The sequence below is a fragment of the Neobacillus oceani genome (assembly GCF_046237595.1).
Classification (GTDB): Bacteria; Bacillota; Bacilli; order Bacillales; family Cytobacillaceae; genus Bacillus_D; species Bacillus_D oceani.
This window is the reverse complement of the sequence record NZ_CP143543.1, coordinates 2042992-2061237: the sequence shown is the minus strand read 5'-3', so window position 1 is coordinate 2061237 and position 18246 is coordinate 2042992. Positions and strand designations below refer to the sequence as shown.

Annotated in this window: 23 protein-coding genes; 13 read left to right on the top strand and 10 right to left on the bottom strand. The window is 44.5% G+C overall.

Features of this window, described 5'->3' with window-relative positions:
- Positions 1 to 218 precede the first annotated feature (218 nt).
- The 5 genes from V1499_RS10245 to V1499_RS10225 all read right to left on the bottom strand — a co-directional run bounded on the left by V1499_RS10245 (position 219) and on the right by V1499_RS10225 (position 1912).
- Positions 219 to 419, bottom strand: coding sequence for a cold-shock protein (locus tag V1499_RS10245; RefSeq protein ID WP_409275968.1), 201 nt, complete (start codon positions 417 to 419; stop codon positions 219 to 221).
- 172 nt (positions 420 to 591) lie between these two features.
- A complete protein-coding gene (locus V1499_RS10240; protein WP_409275966.1) occupies positions 592 to 735 on the bottom strand; it encodes a YvrJ family protein in 144 nt (47 codons plus the stop codon).
- A gap of 160 nt (positions 736 to 895) precedes the next feature.
- Positions 896 to 1114 (bottom strand): DUF2922 domain-containing protein, encoded by a 219-nt coding sequence (locus V1499_RS10235; protein ID WP_409275964.1) that lies wholly within the window; start codon positions 1112 to 1114, stop codon positions 896 to 898.
- Between the two features lie 37 nt (positions 1115 to 1151).
- Entirely contained in the window at positions 1152 to 1370 is a 219-nt protein-coding gene (locus V1499_RS10230; RefSeq protein ID WP_409275962.1) for a DUF1659 domain-containing protein, read from the bottom strand.
- A gap of 209 nt (positions 1371 to 1579) precedes the next feature.
- Positions 1580 to 1912, bottom strand: coding sequence for a hypothetical protein (locus tag V1499_RS10225; RefSeq protein ID WP_409275960.1), 333 nt, complete (start codon positions 1910 to 1912; stop codon positions 1580 to 1582).
- A gap of 362 nt (positions 1913 to 2274) precedes the next feature.
- On the opposite strand from V1499_RS10225, the gene V1499_RS10220 reads away from it, so the two are divergent.
- Complete coding sequence (locus V1499_RS10220) at positions 2275 to 2550, top strand: phage holin family protein (protein ID WP_409275958.1); 276 nt, start codon at positions 2275 to 2277, stop codon at positions 2548 to 2550.
- Positions 2551 to 2647: 97 nt separating this feature from the next.
- Positions 2648 to 2911: a phage holin family protein gene (locus tag V1499_RS10215; protein ID WP_409275956.1), complete on the top strand. Its 264-nt coding sequence runs from the start codon at positions 2648 to 2650 to the stop codon at positions 2909 to 2911.
- A gap of 38 nt (positions 2912 to 2949) precedes the next feature.
- Here the strand turns inward: V1499_RS10215 and V1499_RS10210 are convergent, their stop codons facing one another.
- From V1499_RS10210 to V1499_RS10195, 4 genes are all read right to left on the bottom strand, one after another.
- Positions 2950 to 3114: a hypothetical protein gene (locus V1499_RS10210; RefSeq protein ID WP_409275954.1), complete on the bottom strand. Its 165-nt coding sequence runs from the start codon at positions 3112 to 3114 to the stop codon at positions 2950 to 2952.
- Positions 3115 to 3185: 71 nt separating this feature from the next.
- The gene (locus tag V1499_RS10205; RefSeq protein WP_409275952.1) at positions 3186 to 3419 is read right to left on the bottom strand and encodes a chaperone NapD; all 234 of its coding nucleotides are present in this window, start codon (positions 3417 to 3419) and stop codon (positions 3186 to 3188) included.
- A 198-nt stretch (positions 3420 to 3617) separates the two neighbouring features.
- On the bottom strand, positions 3618 to 4457 hold the full coding sequence (locus V1499_RS10200) for an EamA family transporter (protein WP_409275950.1): 840 nt from the start codon (positions 4455 to 4457) through the stop codon (positions 3618 to 3620).
- 207 nt (positions 4458 to 4664) lie between these two features.
- Positions 4665 to 5516, bottom strand: coding sequence for an STAS domain-containing protein (locus tag V1499_RS10195; RefSeq protein ID WP_409275948.1), 852 nt, complete (start codon positions 5514 to 5516; stop codon positions 4665 to 4667).
- A gap of 372 nt (positions 5517 to 5888) precedes the next feature.
- On the opposite strand from V1499_RS10195, the gene qoxA reads away from it, so the two are divergent.
- The 7 genes from qoxA to V1499_RS10160 all read left to right on the top strand — a co-directional run bounded on the left by qoxA (position 5889) and on the right by V1499_RS10160 (position 12440).
- Positions 5889 to 6899: a cytochrome aa3 quinol oxidase subunit II gene (qoxA, locus tag V1499_RS10190; RefSeq protein ID WP_409275946.1), complete on the top strand. Its 1011-nt coding sequence runs from the start codon at positions 5889 to 5891 to the stop codon at positions 6897 to 6899.
- Complete coding sequence (gene qoxB / locus V1499_RS10185) at positions 6889 to 8865, top strand: cytochrome aa3 quinol oxidase subunit I (RefSeq protein ID WP_409275944.1); 1977 nt, start codon at positions 6889 to 6891, stop codon at positions 8863 to 8865. The genes qoxA and qoxB overlap by 11 nt, the downstream gene beginning before the upstream one ends.
- Positions 8855 to 9463, top strand: coding sequence for a cytochrome aa3 quinol oxidase subunit III (qoxC, locus tag V1499_RS10180; protein ID WP_409275942.1), 609 nt, complete (start codon positions 8855 to 8857; stop codon positions 9461 to 9463). Before qoxB ends, qoxC begins: the two co-directional genes overlap by 11 nt.
- Positions 9464 to 9763, top strand: coding sequence for a cytochrome aa3 quinol oxidase subunit IV (gene qoxD / locus V1499_RS10175; protein WP_409275940.1), 300 nt, complete (start codon positions 9464 to 9466; stop codon positions 9761 to 9763).
- Positions 9764 to 10809: 1046 nt separating this feature from the next.
- Positions 10810 to 11166, top strand: coding sequence for a hypothetical protein (locus tag V1499_RS10170; protein WP_409275938.1), 357 nt, complete (start codon positions 10810 to 10812; stop codon positions 11164 to 11166).
- Between the two features lie 307 nt (positions 11167 to 11473).
- Complete coding sequence (locus V1499_RS10165) at positions 11474 to 11788, top strand: hypothetical protein (protein WP_409275936.1); 315 nt, start codon at positions 11474 to 11476, stop codon at positions 11786 to 11788.
- A gap of 88 nt (positions 11789 to 11876) precedes the next feature.
- On the top strand, positions 11877 to 12440 hold the full coding sequence (locus tag V1499_RS10160; protein ID WP_409275934.1) for a site-specific integrase: 564 nt from the start codon (positions 11877 to 11879) through the stop codon (positions 12438 to 12440).
- A gap of 285 nt (positions 12441 to 12725) precedes the next feature.
- On the opposite strand, the gene V1499_RS10155 is transcribed toward V1499_RS10160, so the two are convergent.
- Complete coding sequence (locus tag V1499_RS10155) at positions 12726 to 13415, bottom strand: universal stress protein (protein WP_409275932.1); 690 nt, start codon at positions 13413 to 13415, stop codon at positions 12726 to 12728.
- Between the two features lie 179 nt (positions 13416 to 13594).
- Between V1499_RS10155 and V1499_RS10150 the strand changes: the two genes are divergently transcribed.
- The 4 genes from V1499_RS10150 to V1499_RS10135 are packed head-to-tail and all read left to right on the top strand — an operon-like array spanning position 13595 to position 18236.
- On the top strand, positions 13595 to 16009 hold the full coding sequence (locus tag V1499_RS10150; RefSeq protein WP_409275930.1) for a Na+/H+ antiporter subunit A: 2415 nt from the start codon (positions 13595 to 13597) through the stop codon (positions 16007 to 16009).
- Positions 15993 to 16418 carry a Na(+)/H(+) antiporter subunit B gene (locus V1499_RS10145; RefSeq protein ID WP_409275928.1) on the top strand — a complete coding sequence of 142 codons (426 nt, stop codon included), beginning with the start codon at positions 15993 to 15995 and terminating at the stop codon, positions 16416 to 16418. Before V1499_RS10150 ends, V1499_RS10145 begins: the two co-directional genes overlap by 17 nt.
- 2 nt (positions 16419 to 16420) lie before the next feature.
- Positions 16421 to 16759, top strand: coding sequence for a Na(+)/H(+) antiporter subunit C (locus V1499_RS10140; protein ID WP_409275926.1), 339 nt, complete (start codon positions 16421 to 16423; stop codon positions 16757 to 16759).
- Positions 16752 to 18236 carry a Na+/H+ antiporter subunit D gene (locus V1499_RS10135; protein WP_409275925.1) on the top strand — a complete coding sequence of 495 codons (1485 nt, stop codon included), beginning with the start codon at positions 16752 to 16754 and terminating at the stop codon, positions 18234 to 18236. The genes V1499_RS10140 and V1499_RS10135 overlap by 8 nt, the downstream gene beginning before the upstream one ends.
- Positions 18237 to 18246 lie beyond the last annotated feature (10 nt).

Here is an 18246-nt window from a genome sequence, read left to right as displayed (position 1 = left end):
AACCTTGGATACTGTTAAAAGGAGATTCGATTTCTTCGCCATATAGAGTCGCTTTCACGAAGTTGGTGAACTCAGCCCAAATAGGAATGAAGCGGCCATTATGTGAAGCACATCCAAATTATACCACAATTTCATTTTCGGGAATTTCCGCCACGTTGTTTGTATCCACAAAAACAGCCAGGCACTAGGCCTGGCTGTTCTTTATCGGGTCTGGCTAATTATAATTTCGTTACGTTGGCTGCTTGAGGGCCGCGTGCTCCTTCAACGATTTCGAAAGAAACTTCTTGGCCTTCCTCAAGAGATTTGAAGCCTTCGGATTGGATTGCAGAGTAGTGGACGAATACGTCGTTGCCTTCCTCTGTCTCAATGAAGCCAAAACCTTTTTCTGCGTTGAACCATTTAACTTTACCGTTGTTCATGTAAAAAAATCCTCCTATTGCTATTGGCCAAGTGCGGCCAAATGTAAATTTCGCCATCAGACCTTTCAGCATGCTGCGAAAACCCTATTTCGAAGCGCCAATCCGCTTAACGGCTTTAACAACTATACCATATTTCATCAGTACTGTAAAGATTTAGGTGGTTCCCAGACCATTAAATCCGGTCACTTAACCTTCCCGGCAAGTCCTGGAGCGACTGTACGACCAGGTCGAGACGGGTTTCAATCCGGTACAGCAGGTAAAGCGTCACCGCAATTGGAAAGCCGACTTCGCTAATAATCGGGATAATCTGATCCATTTGCTTACCTCCATTCCCTATTTTTTGTTGGGTTAAACTTTCCTAGACCATTTTCATTTTAAAATTTCTTTGTAGGCTCCCCCGAAGAGGCGCAAATTTTTATTGGCCTTTCTTTTTTAAAAAAGGAGCCGGCATCAAAACGTAACCGGCCCCTTCCTTATTAAACGATTTCGTAATCGGTTACGTTGCGTTCGATTACCTTCGCGCCTTCAACAGCTGTGTAATTGCCGTTTGGCGTTGCGAAAATGCCAGCCGCGATGATATTTTCCATCGATTGTTTCACAAGCGCCGGATCAATCGGTTCTTTCGGGTTATCGATTGTGAGCCTTGAAACCTTCCCGGCTTCCGTCATAAAGCTTAGCTCCAATGATTTTGCCATCCTGATTCACCTCCTGTCTGTTCAGATTTTTTACCAATTAACCGATGATTTCCGAGCGGTCGTTCCGTTCGACCACGCTCAGTGGATCCGCGGATAGGGCCGCGATTGCCGTAGCTGCCATGTGCATCTGGTCCGGAGTCGCTTCCGTCTTCAAATTGCTGAACGTTTTCGACTTAAAAACCGGTTCCCCCTTTTCATTCACGCCTGTTTCAAAAACTAGGCGCAGTTTAGAATCTGCGAGAAGTGCCTGTGCCATTGTCCATCACCTCCTTTCACCTTTTATATATAGGCTTGGGGGATGGAATGGACATGGTAGGTATTAAAAAACTATCATTTTTTAAAAAAACATAAAAAACAGCCTAAAGTTTCCTCTAAGCTGATAATGAGTTTGCGCCACAAGCACAGCGGTTTTTATCTATTAATAACAGCCCGAAGTTTCCTCCAGGCTGCAAACAGTTCCCTCGTTTATGAAGGCGGTATTATTCCTGTTACTAATAGTATAAAGAAAATGAGTCCAATCGCCATAAACAGAACCGAAGCAGTAAAAATTGGCCCCCTTCTAAACACAAACTCCTGACGCTTTTGGATCAAACCGGTTTGCGCACTCGTTGAAAGGTTGCCGAAATCGGACGTCGTGCCCCCGCTGCTCGAAAAATAAAACGAAACGGCCGTAAAGGCAAGGCCGATGAAAAACATGACCTCGATAAAGCGGACCGAAAATTTTGCCGCGACCGCATATGTAATCAGAGCTTCCACTATAAGGGCCAGCAGAAAAATAACAATCTTTTTGTTCTTCAATATACTCCCCCTCACCTGTTTCTAGCTTCATTTTACAGAAAAGTCCGCCAATAAACCAATTATTTCCCAATCGGTTCTACCCTTCAGATCTTATTCGGGGTAGTTGTCCTCACTCCTTTACAAGTGTATGCGGAAAGGATTAGCCACCACCAATTTGAAGGGAGCTTTCTTTCATTTATGGGCCATTATTTTAACGGGCCTTACCTTGATATTGGCGGGGAAGGCAATTTCGGGTTCGCCGGGCACCATCCAAATATACTTCATTTTACAGCCACAAAAAAAGAATGGAAATAAAATTTTTAACTTTATAGGAAAGTGTACAAACCTTTTCCCCTATCCGCCATATTGTAGATTGAAAGGATGTGAAAAACTTGGATTTCATACAATTTCTAAATCAAAATTACTATTTTCTAGTGCCTGTCCTGTGGGTCATTGGCTACGCGCTCAAGCAAACACCGCGGGTTCCTGATTGGTCGATCATCTGGTATCTATTTGGCATTTCGGTTGTCTTGGCGTGGATAGCTTTTGGCTTTAGCATAGATGCCATTATAAATGGGTTGATGGCGGCTGGGACTGCAGTTTTTGGCCACCAGACGCTGAAGCAAACAATTGAAGGCCTTAAATCCGGTAACGAATAAAAACTAGTAAAAATAATAAAAAACATTTTCAACTGGGATAACGTACAATCCTTCTCTTCAACCAGGCAATATGGTGTTGTGAAAGGATGTGAAACCTATGGCACTTGTACAATTTCTTCATGACCACTTCTATTATTTGATCCCTATCCTCTGGATCATCGGATATTTCCTAAAGCACTCATCAAATGTACCAAGGCATGCGATTATCTGGTTCCTGTTTGGTATCGCCCTGATCATAGCACTTATCGTTTTCGGGCTAACACTAGTCGCATTTACCAAAGCTCTGACTGTTGCAGCACTTGCGGTATTCATCCATCAACTTTATATACAAACGGTCAAATGGCTCAAGTCCCGGCGCTAAAAACAAAAAGCGATGCACATCGGCATCGCTTTTTGCATTTATGATTTTCGATTCCTATTTTCAATAAACCGGTTGCGCTCGCCGCCATCGGATAATTCCTCAGAAAACTCCTGGTCCTTTTCCTTGCCCAACAGCTTTGAAGTCCTGATGGTCTTCGGGGAAAGATTGTTGTTTGGCGCACCTTGTTCATCCCACTTTACCATATGCCCACCTCATGTTCCTTTTCCCTTAGTTTCCCGGGAAGCTCTGGAAACATGCATGTTAACCGGAAACTTCACATTCCGTTGTAATTGCTGAACACAACGGATGCACCTAACACACCTTCAATACATTTAAGGGAGTCGGAAATGGTTTCGTTTTGGCCGGGGGTATCACTTTCGATTGTTACCATGATTTTTTTGTCTTCCTCTATATGGCGCACATCGACACCTTTGATTTTGCTCATCGCGATTGCAGCCGATAAAGCCTTGCCCTCTATTGTTTCAATATAATATCCGGATACGACCATGCTCTCGCCCCCTTTCACGTTAAATAACACTTATCCATTATTATGGTAAAGGATGCCGCGGCCACTTCATAGCCAAATTGGATAAGTTAACATATCATTCATAAAGTTGTGGCGAAATGGTTATTTTTTTCAAAAAGGCTTTTATCATCATTCCAACAGAAAAAAGCTCCCCGCTCATTGTCGGGAAGCATTCAAAAGCTACATTTTTATAAGGACGATTCCTAAAAGGGCGGACAGGACTCCAACCAGCTGATAGGCGCGAATTTTTTCTTTAAAGATGACGCATCCGGTGAACACGACGATTAGGCAATTAAGGCTGATCAATGGGAAAACAATGCTTGCTACACCTGTTTTCAGCGCGTAAAAATAGCTGCTGTAGCCGGCGATGCTTATCAAACCAACGATTGCGCCAATCTTTATTTCCTGCTTCCCGGCTTGCTCTTTTCCGGCAATAATCGCAATCAATAAATACAGGCCACCGCCGCCATACATCGAGATAAGAATACTGATTGAACTAATGCCCATTGTGGATCCAAGCTTCATTAAGATCCCGAGCGCGCCAAACGACAAAATCGCAAGAACGATCCTGTATATCCACGCATAGTAATCGGATTTTCCTTCTTTCCTGGCCGGGGTGTACTGGATGGCTGCCACGGATGAAAGGATAATCAAGATCCCGACCCATTGCATCGTGCTGATGTGTTCATGGAAAATGAGTGCCGCGCTTAAGACTGGAAACACCGCATTTGACGAGATGATAGGCGATGTCAGGCTTGCCGGTCCCTTTTCATAGGCCTTCGACATCTGGATATTGCCATTTGCATTCAGGATTCCGATCGCCGCGCCGAGCACGATTGAAATGAACGAAACGTTTAAGCCTCCAGCTGCTAGCCCATACCCTAACGACAGGATAAATGCGGTTAAATAAAAGAAAATTTGCAGCGAAACTTTTGAATACCCTTTTCCGGTACTCCATTTGAAGATTGCATTATTCACCCCGAAACAAACCGTTGTCACGATTGCCCCAACGAACCACATGCCGAGCCTTCTCTCTTACACTATGTATTTGTTAAATTACTTTTTAAGTATAGTGAATTATCAGAGAAAAATCGACAACATTTTTTTCAAAAAAGTGAACGATTTATGTCGGACGTTGCGGACAGCCAGCTATAAGGCAAAGTGTCAGATAAACTCCTTTAATTAAGAGAATCAAACCACCCGCTGATGGAAAATCTACTATGGGTATTATTCTTCCATACTACCGATTTCTTTGAACGCTTGTTGCAAGGTTGCTTTAATGGTAACATTCCTGAAGTCGATGCCCATCTTGATGACAGTTTGCGCAATTTCCGGCCTGATTCCTGTCAGGATTGACTTAACACCCAGAAGTTCAAGGGCGTTGATGACCTTGAACAATTGGTCGGCAACCATTGTGTCGACGATCATCACGCCGGAAAGATCGAAAAAGAGCGTTGTCAGCTTTAGCCTTACAGCCGCCTCAAGCGCTTCTTCCATTATCAACTGGGCCCTTTCCGTATCGATGTTCCCGATCAGGGGCAGGATTGCGATTCCATTCATGAGAGGGACAACCGGTACCGAAAGCTCAAGGAAAGCCGTTTTTGATGCTTCGAGATTCTTCTTATAATAATGGACATATGTGAGGCTGAAGCAATAGACCGCATGGTCAAGAAGCGGATCGATTTTTCTCGAAACAGCAAAGACTGTCTTGATGGACATGTTGTGTTTCTCAATCTCCTCCTCCAACGCATCAATGATAAACATCCGGTAATAGCTCGTATCTTTCAGCGCTTCATTAAGAGGAATGCCCAAACTGTAAGTAAATTCCCCCGTTTCCCTTCCCCATTGTTCAATCCTCCCATAGGCTTCTTCCTTGCTCAAGCCATGCAAGAGAGTTTCGGCAAAATGGGAGATAAAGTTTGCCCTAATCGCAATAATTTCATCCACATTAATCATGGATGACAGAAGCTGCCTTTGCTCGAATGTTGCTTCCGAAAGCCTGATTTCGTGGACCTTCTTGGCGATGTCAAATCTTCGCTCAAATAATTTTTTCCCAAGCAAAAGAAAATCTTTATCCATATACGCCTCCGAGTGATTGATTTTACCTCAATGTTACAAGCAATCTTTAAGTTTCACAAATTATTCGTTTTTTCAACCAGGTCTGCGCCCCATCGTCTGGAAAGAAAGAAATCCACCACAAATTGAAACCCAATTTGCCCATATAATAGGGAAAGGAAGGAAACTATTTTACAATTATTGTTTTCATATTTTGTTCACAATTACCCCGCCAACCTTCACATCTATCTATGTTAAAATAGCGTTGACCTATATGTGTGATAAATGTCACAACAAGGAGCCATTTATATTCGGCGTTTACATATTTATGGAACCGCTGGATAATAGTTTGTGATTAATTGAACATATCGTTTTACGAGAAAAGGAGATGAAAAAGTGAGAAAGGTAAAGGGAGTCATTGCATTTTTGCTTTCTGTTTTTACCATTTCCATTTTGGCAGGCTGTGAAAACAACATGGTTGTATTTAACCCACAGGGCCCTGTCGCTAGGGAAATCACGGGGTTAATCAACTACTCGATCGTGTTGATGCTTCTTGTCGTAGGTGTTGTTTTTGCCCTGTTCATTTATATTGTCTGGAAGTATCGCGAACGCAAGGACAATATGGATTATGAACCACCTGAGGAGCATGGGAGCGTAGTCCTGGAAACAATTTGGACCGCCATCCCAATCATTATTATCATCGCATTGACCATTCCCACTATAAAAACAATTTATGCGACTGAAAAGATACCTAAAGGCTACGAAAATCAGGAACCGCTTGTCATTAAAGTGACATCAGCCGACTGGAAATGGATCTTCAGCTATCCGGAACAGGGAATTGAGACGGTTAACTATGTAAACATCCCTGAGGACAGGCCGATTGATTTCAAATTGACATCAGCTGGAACAATGAACAGCTTCTGGATCCCGGCTCTTGCCGGGCAAAAGTATTCAATGGCCAAAGCGGAAACCCAGCTGTATCTTGTTGCCGACAATCCTGGCTCCTATGTCGGAAAAAACAGTAACTTTAACGGGCGTGGTTTCGCTGAACAGCAATTCGAAGTCCAGGCCATGACCCATGAAGACTTCGACAAATGGGTGAAGGAAGTACAGGAAACTGCTCCTAAACTCACTAAAGAAGAGTATTTAAAGAAGCTTGAGCCTTCCCACCTTGGACGGGAAACGTACTCCAATACCCATCTTGAATGGGTAGACCATTCAGACAGCAATTCGAAAAACTATTTGAACCCGGAAATGTATGACCGCGGCCACGGATGGCCTGGGAAAATTTTCGAAGACGAGAACAACTACAAAAATAAAGATGCAGGAACTGTAGAATCGGAACATCACCAGGATCACGGTTCCCATTCAAAAGAATCAGACGGAGGTGAGCATAGTGGGCATTAAATGGGATGAATTTTTTGTAACGGGCGACCCACTGATTTTTGCCTCGCAAATTGCTATTGCCCTGACTTCCATCGGGATTGTTGCAGCCCTTACTTATTTCAAAAAATGGAGATGGCTTTGGGACAACTGGCTGACGACGGTCGACCATAAGAAAATCGGGATTATGTACATCCTTGTCGGGATCCTGATGTTCTTCCGCGGCGGCGTCGACGGCTTGATGATGAGAACCCAAACGGCCGTACCTGAAAATACGTTTTTGGATGCTCAGCACTATAATGAAGTGTTTACGACACACGGCGTCATCATGATTTTGTTCGTTGCTATGCCTCTTTTGGTTGGCCTAATGAACTTTGCCGTCCCTCTCCAGATTGGCGCAAGGGACGTAGCCTTCCCGCAGCTGAACGCACTCAGCTTCTGGCTGACCTTCAGCGGTGCGATGCTTTTCAACATAAGCTTTATCATCGGCGGTTCACCTGACGCGGGCTGGACGTCCTACTTCCCGCTCGCCGGCAAGGAATTCAGTCCGGGCATCGCGAACAATTTCTATGCCGTATCCCTGCAAATCGCCGGGGCCGGTACACTGATGACTGGTATCAACTTTGTCGTCACCATCCTTAAAATGCGTACGAAAGGCATGACCTTGTTAAGGATGCCGATGTTCACCTGGACAACGTTCATCACGTCCATTATTATCACAGCAAGCTTCCCGATCTTTACGGTTGCCCTTGCACTCATGACATTCGACCGGGTTTTCGGAACACATTTCTTCACGGTTTCCGGCGGCGGTATCGACATGCTTTGGGCGAACCTGTTCTGGCTTTGGGGTCACCCTGAAGTTTATATCGTTGTCCTGCCAGCATTCGGAATGCTGTCAGACATCATTTCAACTTTTGCGAGAAAAACGCTTTATGGCTATAAATCAATGGTCGCTTCCATTGTCATGATTTCCGTATTGAGCATGCTCGTCTGGGTCCACCACTTCTATACGATGGGCAACAGCCCGGCGGCGAACTCGATCTTCTCGATTACAACAATGGCAATCGCGATTCCGACCGGGGTTAAAGTATTCAACTGGCTATTCACAATGCGGAAAGGCCGTATCCGGTTCACTGTGCCGATGATGTGGTCGCTCGCATTCGTGCCAACATTCGTTATTGGAGGGGTAACCGGCGTAATGCTTGGAATGGCCGCAGCCGATTATCAGTACCATAATACATTGTTCCTTGTGGCGCATTTCCACTACGTCCTGATTCCGGGAGTTGTGTACCCAATCTTTGCCGGATTGTACTACTGGTGGCCAAAAATGTTCGGCTATATGCTGAACGAACGGATCGGCAAATGGAATTTCTGGTTGTTCAACATCGGTTTCAACATGACATTTATGCCAATGTTCTTCCTTGGCCTTGACGGAGCGGTACGCCGCGCGTACACGTATTCAGCTGAAACAGGCTTCGGCCCGCTCATGATGGTTTCCGCTATCGGGGCGTTTGTTCTAGCGGCGGGCTTCGCAGCGCTTTGCTACAACATTTACTACAGCGCGCGCTACGCTGACCGGAATGTCGGCAACGACCCATGGGATGCCAGGACGCTCGAATGGGCGACTGCGACACCAGTTCAACATTACAATTTTGCAAAAATCCCAGAAGTCAAGTCACTTGATACTTTCTGGCATATGAAAAAGAACAATGAACTTCAGCCTTTAAAAGATTCAGAGGTAGAGGAAATCCATATGCCAAGCAATTCCTGGATTCCAATCTACATGGGCTTTATCTTCGGGGTCTCGGGCTTCCTGCTCGTCTTCGAATGGACAATCGCAGCAGGTATTGTCGGACTTGGCATATTTGCAGGAATGGCCTTCCGTTCATTTGACTATAACGATGGCTACCATGTCCCTAAGGACGAAATCATCGAGACCGAGCGCAAGTGGAGAAAATTCGGCAAAGGAGTGAAGAGCCATGTCAGCTAATGCAAACACAGCATCATTGCCGCTTGAACTGCAAACCGAACAAAACAGGATGAACATCCTCGGCTTCTGGCTCTTCCTTGGAGCTGAGATCGTCCTTTTTTCGACACTCTTCGCGGTATACGGGGTATTGGGCCAACGCTATGCAGGCGGCCCGACCCAGCAGGATATTTTTATCGTCAGGGATGTCTTAATCCAAACGTTCCTTCTGTTAACAAGTAGTTTCACCATGGGCATCGCGATTTACGAAATGCGCCGGAGTAATATGAAAGGATTGATCCTCTGGTTAGTCCTGACACTCCTTCTCGGCGCAGGATTCCTATTCATGGAAATCCGCGAATTCATCCATTACGTCGATTTAGGCGCGACCTGGCAGACAAGCGCGTTCCTATCAAGCTTCTTTGTCCTGCTTGGAACGCACGGTCTCCACGTGTCAATCGGAATCGGCTGGGCTATCCTGTTGATTATCCAGCTGAAGAAGCGCGGCCTTACACCGATTACTGCCCGTAAAGCATTTATCTTCGGCTTATACTGGCACTTCCTTGATGTCGTATGGATTTTCATTTTTACATTCGTGTATTTAGCAGGGTTGGTGAATTAAATGAATCATCAAGAGAATCGTTTTCCTATCAGCCATGTCATTGGATTTCTCATGTCGCTTGTCCTGACACTCGGGGCGGCGTGGGTGGCACTGAAGACCTCCCTTCCACCTAACACGATCATGTGGTTTATCGGCACGCTTGCATTCGTGCAGGCCGCCATCCAACTGTTCTTGTTCATGCATCTAAGGGAAGGTGAAGACCGCAAGGCGAATGTCATCAACATGGCCTATGCATTCTTCCTGGCCTTCGTCATTGTGGCGGGTTCAATCTGGGTCCTCACGTCCGGCCACTCCCACTGATTTTTCTTTATTGTTTGTAAAAAAAGCAGGCTTCCCTCTGGGTCGCCTGCTTTTGTCATCTTACGGGGTATTATTGATAATTGCCGTTTCCCTTCCCCATTAAATGATGCATTTGTTGGGAAACTCTTTTGAAAACCTCTGCATTTCATGCGATGATGACAACACACGCTCAGCCCAAGCTGCTTCATTCACGATGAAGACAATTTTAAGGGGAGAATCACTCCAAACGTGTCTTCATAACCTTGATGAAGACACTTTCAAAGGGAATATCGCTCCGAACCTGTCTTCATAACCTCGATGAAGACACTTTCAAGGGGAATATCACTCCGAACCTGTCTTCATAACCTCGATGAAGACACTTTCAAGATGCAGATTACTCCAAAACTGTCTTCATAACCTCGATGAAGACACTTTCAAGGGGAATATCACTTCAAAACTGTCTTCATAACCTTGATGAAGACACTTTCAAGGGGAATATCACTCCGAACCTGTCTTCATAACCTCGATGAAGACACTTTCAAGATGAAGATTACTCCCAAACTGTCTTCATAACCTCGGTGAAGACGCTTTCAAAAAAAGTAACATCCGAAACTGTTTTCATACCATTCTAAGAATCTCTCATCTCCGCCCACCTTTAATCAGCCGCAGCTGCGGGACGCTGCCTTCCTTTTTAAACAGTGAGTAAAGCCCAAAATTGAATAAAGCTAGGAAAAAAGACAATACCATATGCTGGTATGCATGCTTCATCATAAGGACAACGAAACTAGCCACACAAAAAAACCCAATCGCTAGATAAAAGAATTTTAAAACCCGGCCCATTCCTTCACCCTCTTCTTTCCTTCCTTTTTTCCTATATTAACAGAATAAATAGTATTTTGTCACAGAATGTTCACATTTATAGAAATTTTTGTTGGGAAAGTTTCCTTTCGAGCAATTCACCTAACCGACATATTCTGGTTTTCTTTTCACTTTTTTCCTCGAAAAAAGAAGGGTTTTGCCATAATCTATAGAAATAGGAATTGTATCAAAAAAAGGGAGGCGTCAATTTGAAAAGAAAATTGTTGTCTGTTTTATTTAGCGGAGCACTTGCTTTTGGCGTATTTGCTGTACCGGGAAATGCGGTCAAGGCTGCAGAAGAACCATGTGATTGCCATTCCTGGGTACCGATTTCAGGAGCCGAGCGGAATAAAGAAGTCGCAGGGTTATTAAGAAGTGATGCTTTTAAAGATAAGAAGGCGGAATTGTGGTCCAAAGGCTACAACTGGAACGGAGCCCACTCTATAGAAGTAATAAACCCATTTCCACAGTTAGTTATGGTCATGGTTCCATTTGTGAATCCGGTTGGAGAAGTAGAACAACATGTCTTTATTAATGGAGAATATGCAGGATCAGTACCACAATGATAAAAGTAAACGAAAATCCAGGAACGGCGAATCGCCGTTCCTTTTTTTGGCCAAAAATTCAATATGTTACTTAATCCTGTGATATAATAAGATTATGTAACATCAAGTTTTTTGTGTTGCTCTAAAAAGTTCGCGTTGTCATTAGATGGTCATTTTAAGATGTTTTCTCACGGTGCTGGTACCCCCATCTTTAAAATTCAGCAGTATCACGACTCCCCTTCTTCTACGTTCGAACAAAAATCACTTGGCGCGATTCCCATTCTTGTTGGCTTTTTTCTAATTTACTTTTCATACGAGGAGGGATTTTATGACGATCACTGTCAGTATCATCTTATTGGTTTATTTAATCATCGTGGCGTTGGGATATATGGCTTCGATTTATGTATCCACAAGCAGCCGGACCGGTTTATTAATCATTAACAAATCGTATACAAACGCATTTTTCGTCCTGTTCAGTATGATTGCCCTCGTTGTAATTGGGATTGCCCTTCCGTTTGTCCCCGTTGATAAAAGCTATGCGGCTGGGTTAATTCTTGGCAGCAAATTCATTTCAATCATTACCCTTTTTATTAGCTTGTATGTGTTGAGCAGGAAGTATTTAAAGGACCCTCCCATTTCCTAAAAAAAATCGACATTTTTTGCGTTTATCGTTTTGTTATGTAACTTAACTTATGATAAAATCCAATTATGTAACATTGGGAGGAATACAAGTGGAGTACGTTGACCCTATAAAAGACATTGACCAAATCAATGCCATTAAGGAAGAGTTAAGAGAGAATTCACAACGGGATGTATTGCTTTTTGTATTTGGAATCAATACCGGAATCAGGGTCAGCGACTTGCTTTCACTTAAAGTAAAAGATGTTAGGGACGGCGAGTCTATAAAGGAATTCATGATGATTCATGAAAGTGATGGCGAGAAACCACAGGCTTTTTATTTCAATAACAGCATACGGAATGAGCTGGAATTGTATTTCCAACAGCAACAGCTTGATGGGAACGATTATTTGTTCAAATCCAAGAAGAATGACCTGCCTATTACCAGGCAGCAAGCCTATCGGATTATCAACCATGCCGCCAAAAAGGTCGGAGTCTCAGGAAAAATCGGCACGCATACCCTTAGGAAAACATTCGGCTACCACGCATACCGGAAAGGAATCGCAATTTCTATTCTCATGTCGGTCTTTAACCACCATAGCCCTAAGGAGACATTAAAATATATCGGAATTGAAAAAGACGAGGACTCCTTCATCAGAGTTGATGTAAACCTATAATCTCTGCAATGCCAGCCTGGCAGCTCAAAGGCAAATTAAAAGCCAATGCAAGGCCTTTTTTACCTCAAATGCCTCGCCTGCCCGGGGGTAGAACAAAATGCTCAAGAGCCTTCGCGACAAGCAAAAACCGCTTCGCGACAGGCAAAGATCGCCTGTCCCTGCGATGTTTATTCTCGGAAGCTTTCCTTTGTGTCCCTGCGATGATTTTTCCAAGGAGCTTTCCTTAGTGGTCAGCCCCGGCAACGACAAAAAAAGCCCCCGCAAATTACGCGGAGGCCACAAGTACTATTCATCATCATCGTCCTGGATATCCAATTCCATTTCGACGTTTTCCAGAGCCGCAACGGCATCGTCTATTACTTGGACATGAAGCATTTGCTGGTCTTTCATAAACTTGAAAACGCCAGTATTGAAATCCGTTCCTTGTTCCTTAAAGAAGATGCCTTCGTATAAAACATCCTTTGTATGCTTAAAAATCACCCGGTAGTTTTCATTGTCTTTGACAAGATAAGCGCGGACACCTTTTTCATAGTGGCCTTCCGCTTCTTTTAAATAACGGGGAACCGAGATGATATGTAAATCGACAAATGGAATCTCCCTCAATAGTGAATTGATGATCGATCCTTTTGCAATTTGCTCCCATCTGCTTTGCGCGGTCTGGCCCAGAATGATTTGTGTAACCTGCTTTTCCCTAGCGACTTGTGCAATCACCTTTGAAATAGGCCTTTTCTCATTATCCTTCAGGATGAACGAGACTGTGTCATGGGCTTCCGCAATTTTATTCCACTTTGCGATATAGTGAGCTTTTTCCGCATCCATTTCGCTGTATGGCTTTGGGTCTACGGTTAAAATGTAAAGTGGACAGTCCAGCATACTAGCAATTTTGCAGCCGCGGCGGATAAGCCGTTCGCCATTCGGACCGTAGTAGACACAGACGAGGATGCTTTCGTCCATGCGCCCCTTGATTTTTTCCATTATGATGTCACCTCGGTATAGATGTGAAGTACTTAACAAATATTGATAATAGGGTGGCTCTGTATGACTATATCTTATGCAAGTAAGCTAGTCAATCCCATTGAACCAAGAATCTCATACATATAGGCAGCAAACTACTGAAGTCACTGCCGATAATTTTATAATAGGAGGCGGTTAAATTGCATATGTTGCACTTTATTGCTTTAATTCCCTTTATATTCGCCATTTTCGTGCCGTTATTATATAAATATTTTACGCCGCGGGTGCATACTGGATGGTTTGTTCTACTTGTTCCGGTCGTCCTCTTCTTGTATCTGCTCCGATTTTTGCCACGCATCTCCAATGGTATGGACCTCATACGATCTGTTCCCTGGATGCCATCGCTGAATCTAAACTTTACCCTTTATGTGGATGGACTTGGCCTTATTTTCGGGTTGCTGATTACCGGTATAGGCGCGCTAGTCATCCTTTACTCTATTTATTATATGTCTAAATACACTGAAGCTCTAAACAATTTCTATGTATACTTGCTTTTGTTCATGGGCGCGATGCTCGGGGTCGTCTTCTCTGACAACATACTGCTTCTCTATGTGTTCTGGGAATTGACAAGCATTTCTTCCTTTTTGTTAATTGCTTATTGGTACCAGCGTGAACGCTCTCGTTATGGAGCGCAAAAATCGATGCTCATTACGATTTTTGGTGGCCTTGCGATGCTTGCTGGCTTCATCATGCTGTCAATGATAACCGGAACCTACAGCATTCGGGAAATGGTCGCCAATGTCGGGGACATCACAACGCATTCCCTGTTCGTGCCGGCGATGATTTTGATTCTGCTTGGCGCTTTTACAAAATCGGCCCAATTCCCGTTCAGTATATGGCTCCCGGGGGCCATGGAAGCACCGACACCAATCAGCGCCTACCTTCATTCAGCCACCATGGTCAAAGCCGGCATCTATTTAGTTGCCCGCTTCACGCCTGTATTCGGTGGAGAGGCGGAATGGTTCTGGCTCGTTTCCGGGGTTGGCCTTGCCACATTGCTCTATGGCTCGTTAAACGCGGTGAAACAAACAGATTTAAAAGCCCTTCTTGCGTACTCGACCATCAGCCAACTGGGCCTTATTATGAGCCTGTTTGGGGTCGGATCGGCGGCTTTGTATTTTACAGGAGGCAGCGAGTCTTCCGTCTATGCTGTAGCTGTGCTGGCAGCCGTTTTTCACCTTATTAACCATTCAACCTTTAAAGGTGCGCTTTTCATGGTAGTCGGAATTATTGACCATGAAACTGGGACACGTGATATCCGAAAGCTAGGCGGCTTGATGCAAATCATGCCTGTCTCCTTTACCCTAGCAGTAATTGGTGCCTTTTCAATGGCGGGCTTGCCCCCATTCAATGGCTTTTTAAGTAAGGAAATGTTTTTTACAGCGATGCTGAGGGCATCAGAGATGTCTATTTTTAACATGGGCACGCTTGGGGTTCTATTTCCTGCCATCGCATGGGTTGCCAGCGTATTCACTTTCGTTTACTGCCTTGTTCTAGTCATTAAGACGTTTAGAGGCAAATATAAGCCTGAACGATTGGATAAGAAGCCTCACGAAGCGCCGCTCGGGATGCTGATTCCGCCAATCGTGCTGGCCGTCCTTGTTGTAGCCATCTTCTTCTTTCCGAATACCCTTTCCGAATACTTGCTGCAGCCTGCTGCCCACGCGGTATTGCCGGGGTTGCCGGAAGCAGTTTTTGCAAAAGAAATTAGTGCCTGGCATGGCTTTAAACCAGAATTGGCCATGACAATCGGCGTTGTTTTGTTAGGGATATTCCTCTATCGGTATCGAAAAAATTGGGTTGGATTGCTAAGGCGCTATCCGGAATCCTTAACCCTGAATACGTTTTATGATCTTGGGCTGGAGCGGGGCGAAGAGGCATCCCGCAATCTGACTGAACGGTATATGACTGGCTATACTAGAGATTACATCGTCTATGCGTTTGGATTTTTAATTCTGCTCGCTGGTGGTGCTCTCCTTGTTTCTAATCGGCTTTCATTTGATTCGGCAAATAATGCGCCAATAACTTTCTTTGAAGGTGCGCTTGCCATAGCGCTGCTTGCCGCTGCCCTTACAATTCTTTTTGCAAAATCACGTATGACAGCTGTCCTCGCCCTTGGGGGATTAGGCTATCTTGTATCATTATTGTTTGTAATTTTCAGGGCTCCGGATTTAGCCTTGACGCAAATGGTCATTGAAACGGTGACAACTGCTTTGTTCCTTCTATGTTACTTCCATTTGCCGAAGTTTTTCAAAGGGACCGGACGTATTCCATTTAAGCCATTAAATCTCGTTATTTCTATAGGCGCCGGGGTTACGGTTACTTTGTTTGCCTTGTCTGCCAATGCCAACAGGCTGTTTGAGCCTATCTCAGACTTTTATAAAAATTCCTATGATTTAGCCGGAGCCCGAAACATTGTGAACGCCATTCTTGTCGATTTCAGGGGCATCGATACAATGTTGGAAATATCGGTTCTTGCTATTGCGGCTCTTGGGGTCTTTACATTAATAAAACTTGAAGTAAATAGGGGTGAGAAGAATGAAGGAACAAAATGACGTCATCCTGCGAAGTGTGGCGAGAGTTGCTGTAGTCATCATTCTCACTTTTGCCATTAACCTTTTCTTTTCCGGCCACCATTTTCCAGGGGGCGGTTTTGTGGGCGGGCTTGCGCTTGCTTGCGCGATCACACTTCTTTTCCTGACTTATGATATCGAAACGGTACGGGCGAACATGCCTTTTGACTTTAAGTCGATGGCGGCAACCGGCGTATTGATTGCAATTTTCACAGGGATTGGCAGCCTGCTCTTTAATGCTCCTTTCCTTACACAGGCTTACGGTTACTTCGACCTCCCGATTTTCGGAAAAACAGAGCTGGCAACGGCAATGATTTTTGACCTCGGGGTAGCCTTAGCGGTAATAGGCACCGCCATGACAATTATAATCACGATAAGCGAGGACCGATAAATATGGAAACTATGCTGTCTATACTTGTTGGTGTCCTCTTTACCATTGGAACGTATTTACTGTTATCCAAAAATTTACTGAGAATTATTTTGGGAACTTCCATTCTCAGCCACGCAGTCAATCTACTCATCCTCACGATGGGGGGCTTGAAGACTGGCGGACCGCCCCTTCTGGATTATGGCGCGAACACCTTCACGGATCCGTTGCCCCAGGCGCTTATTTTGACCGCGATTGTCATTAACTTCGGAACGACCGCCCTTTTCCTTGTTCTGAGCTATCGTGCATACAAGGTGCTTGGCACGGATGACACGAAACAGATGAGAGGTAATGAAAATGAATAATTTACTCATACTGCCCATCATTATCCCGTTAATTACAGGGATGGTCATGGTCATTATTAGAAGAAGAATCTTCGCCCAGCGGCTGTTGGGGATTCTTGCGATTGCGGGAACCGGAGCAGTATCAGCGGTATTAATGTCCCAAATAACGGCCAGCGGCATCCAGGTTCTCCACCTTGGCGGCTGGGAAGCCCCTTTTGGGGTAAGCATGGCTGCGGATATGTTCTCCGCCCTGCTTCTTTTAACAGCAAGCATCGTGTCCCTATTCTGTTTCATTTACGCCTTCCGCTCAATCGGGAGGGAACGTGAAAAAAACTTCTTTTACCCCCTGTTTCTATTCCTGCTCACAGGGGTGAATGGATCATTTATTACCGGAGATATTTTCAATCTCTTTGTCTGTTTTGAGGTAATGTTGATTTCCTCATATGTACTTATATCAATCGGTGGAACTAGGATACAACTGAGGGAATCGATTAAATATGTCCTCGTAAACCTTACATCATCGCTCCTTTTTCTAGTTGCGATTTCATACTTGTATGCGACGTTGGGCACTTTGAATTACGCCCACCTTTCAGTCCGGGTGGCTGAAGCCGGGCAGGACGGACTATTAACAGCCATTTCGCTGCTATTTTTAATTGTATTTAGTTTAAAAGCCGGCTTGCTGTTATTCTTTTGGCTTCCTGGTTCGTACAGTGCCCCTCCGACAGCAATTGCGGCTATCTTTGCAGCGCTTTTGACCAAGGTTGGCATTTATTCGATTATAAGAATGTTTACTCTTGTGTTTTACCATGATCCGGATACGCATCTTATTATAGGGATCATGGCGGCCTTAACGATGGTACTAGGAGCAATCGGCGCTGTTGCGTATTGGGATATTAAAAAAATACTGACGTACAACGTAATTGTCGGAGTTGGATTTATTTTAGCAGGGTTGGCTTCCAATACTTCTGAAGGACTGACAGGAGCCGTATACTATCTGATCCATGACATCATAATTAAAGCCCTTCTTTTCCTGATCGGCGGAACGGTTATCGCTATTACTGGAACAGCTAAGCTTAAGGATATCAGCGGATTAATTCGGACGTATCCTTACTTAGGATGGATGTTTTTTGTAGCTGCTATGTCACTGGCGGGGATCCCGCCACTCAGCGGGTTTATCGGCAAATTGTATATTACGGAAGGTACATTTGAAGCGGGCTACTTTTGGCTTGGGGCTATCGGGCTTCTTACAAGCTTAATGGTCCTGTATTCCGTTATGAAAATCTTTATGAATGGCTTTTGGGGAGAATCCTATCTGGATGAAGAACAAGAGATAGAGAAAAAGAAAACGAAAGGATTGCTATTCCCAATCGCCGTTCTTACCGCTCTGACTATTGCGCTTGGGCTCGGTGCGGAAGGGATTTATGCCTTTACGGAACTGGCTGTTGAAAGTTTAACGAATCCTTCCCTCTATATTGAAGCAGTCCTCGGCAAAAGCTGAGTGGGATCGG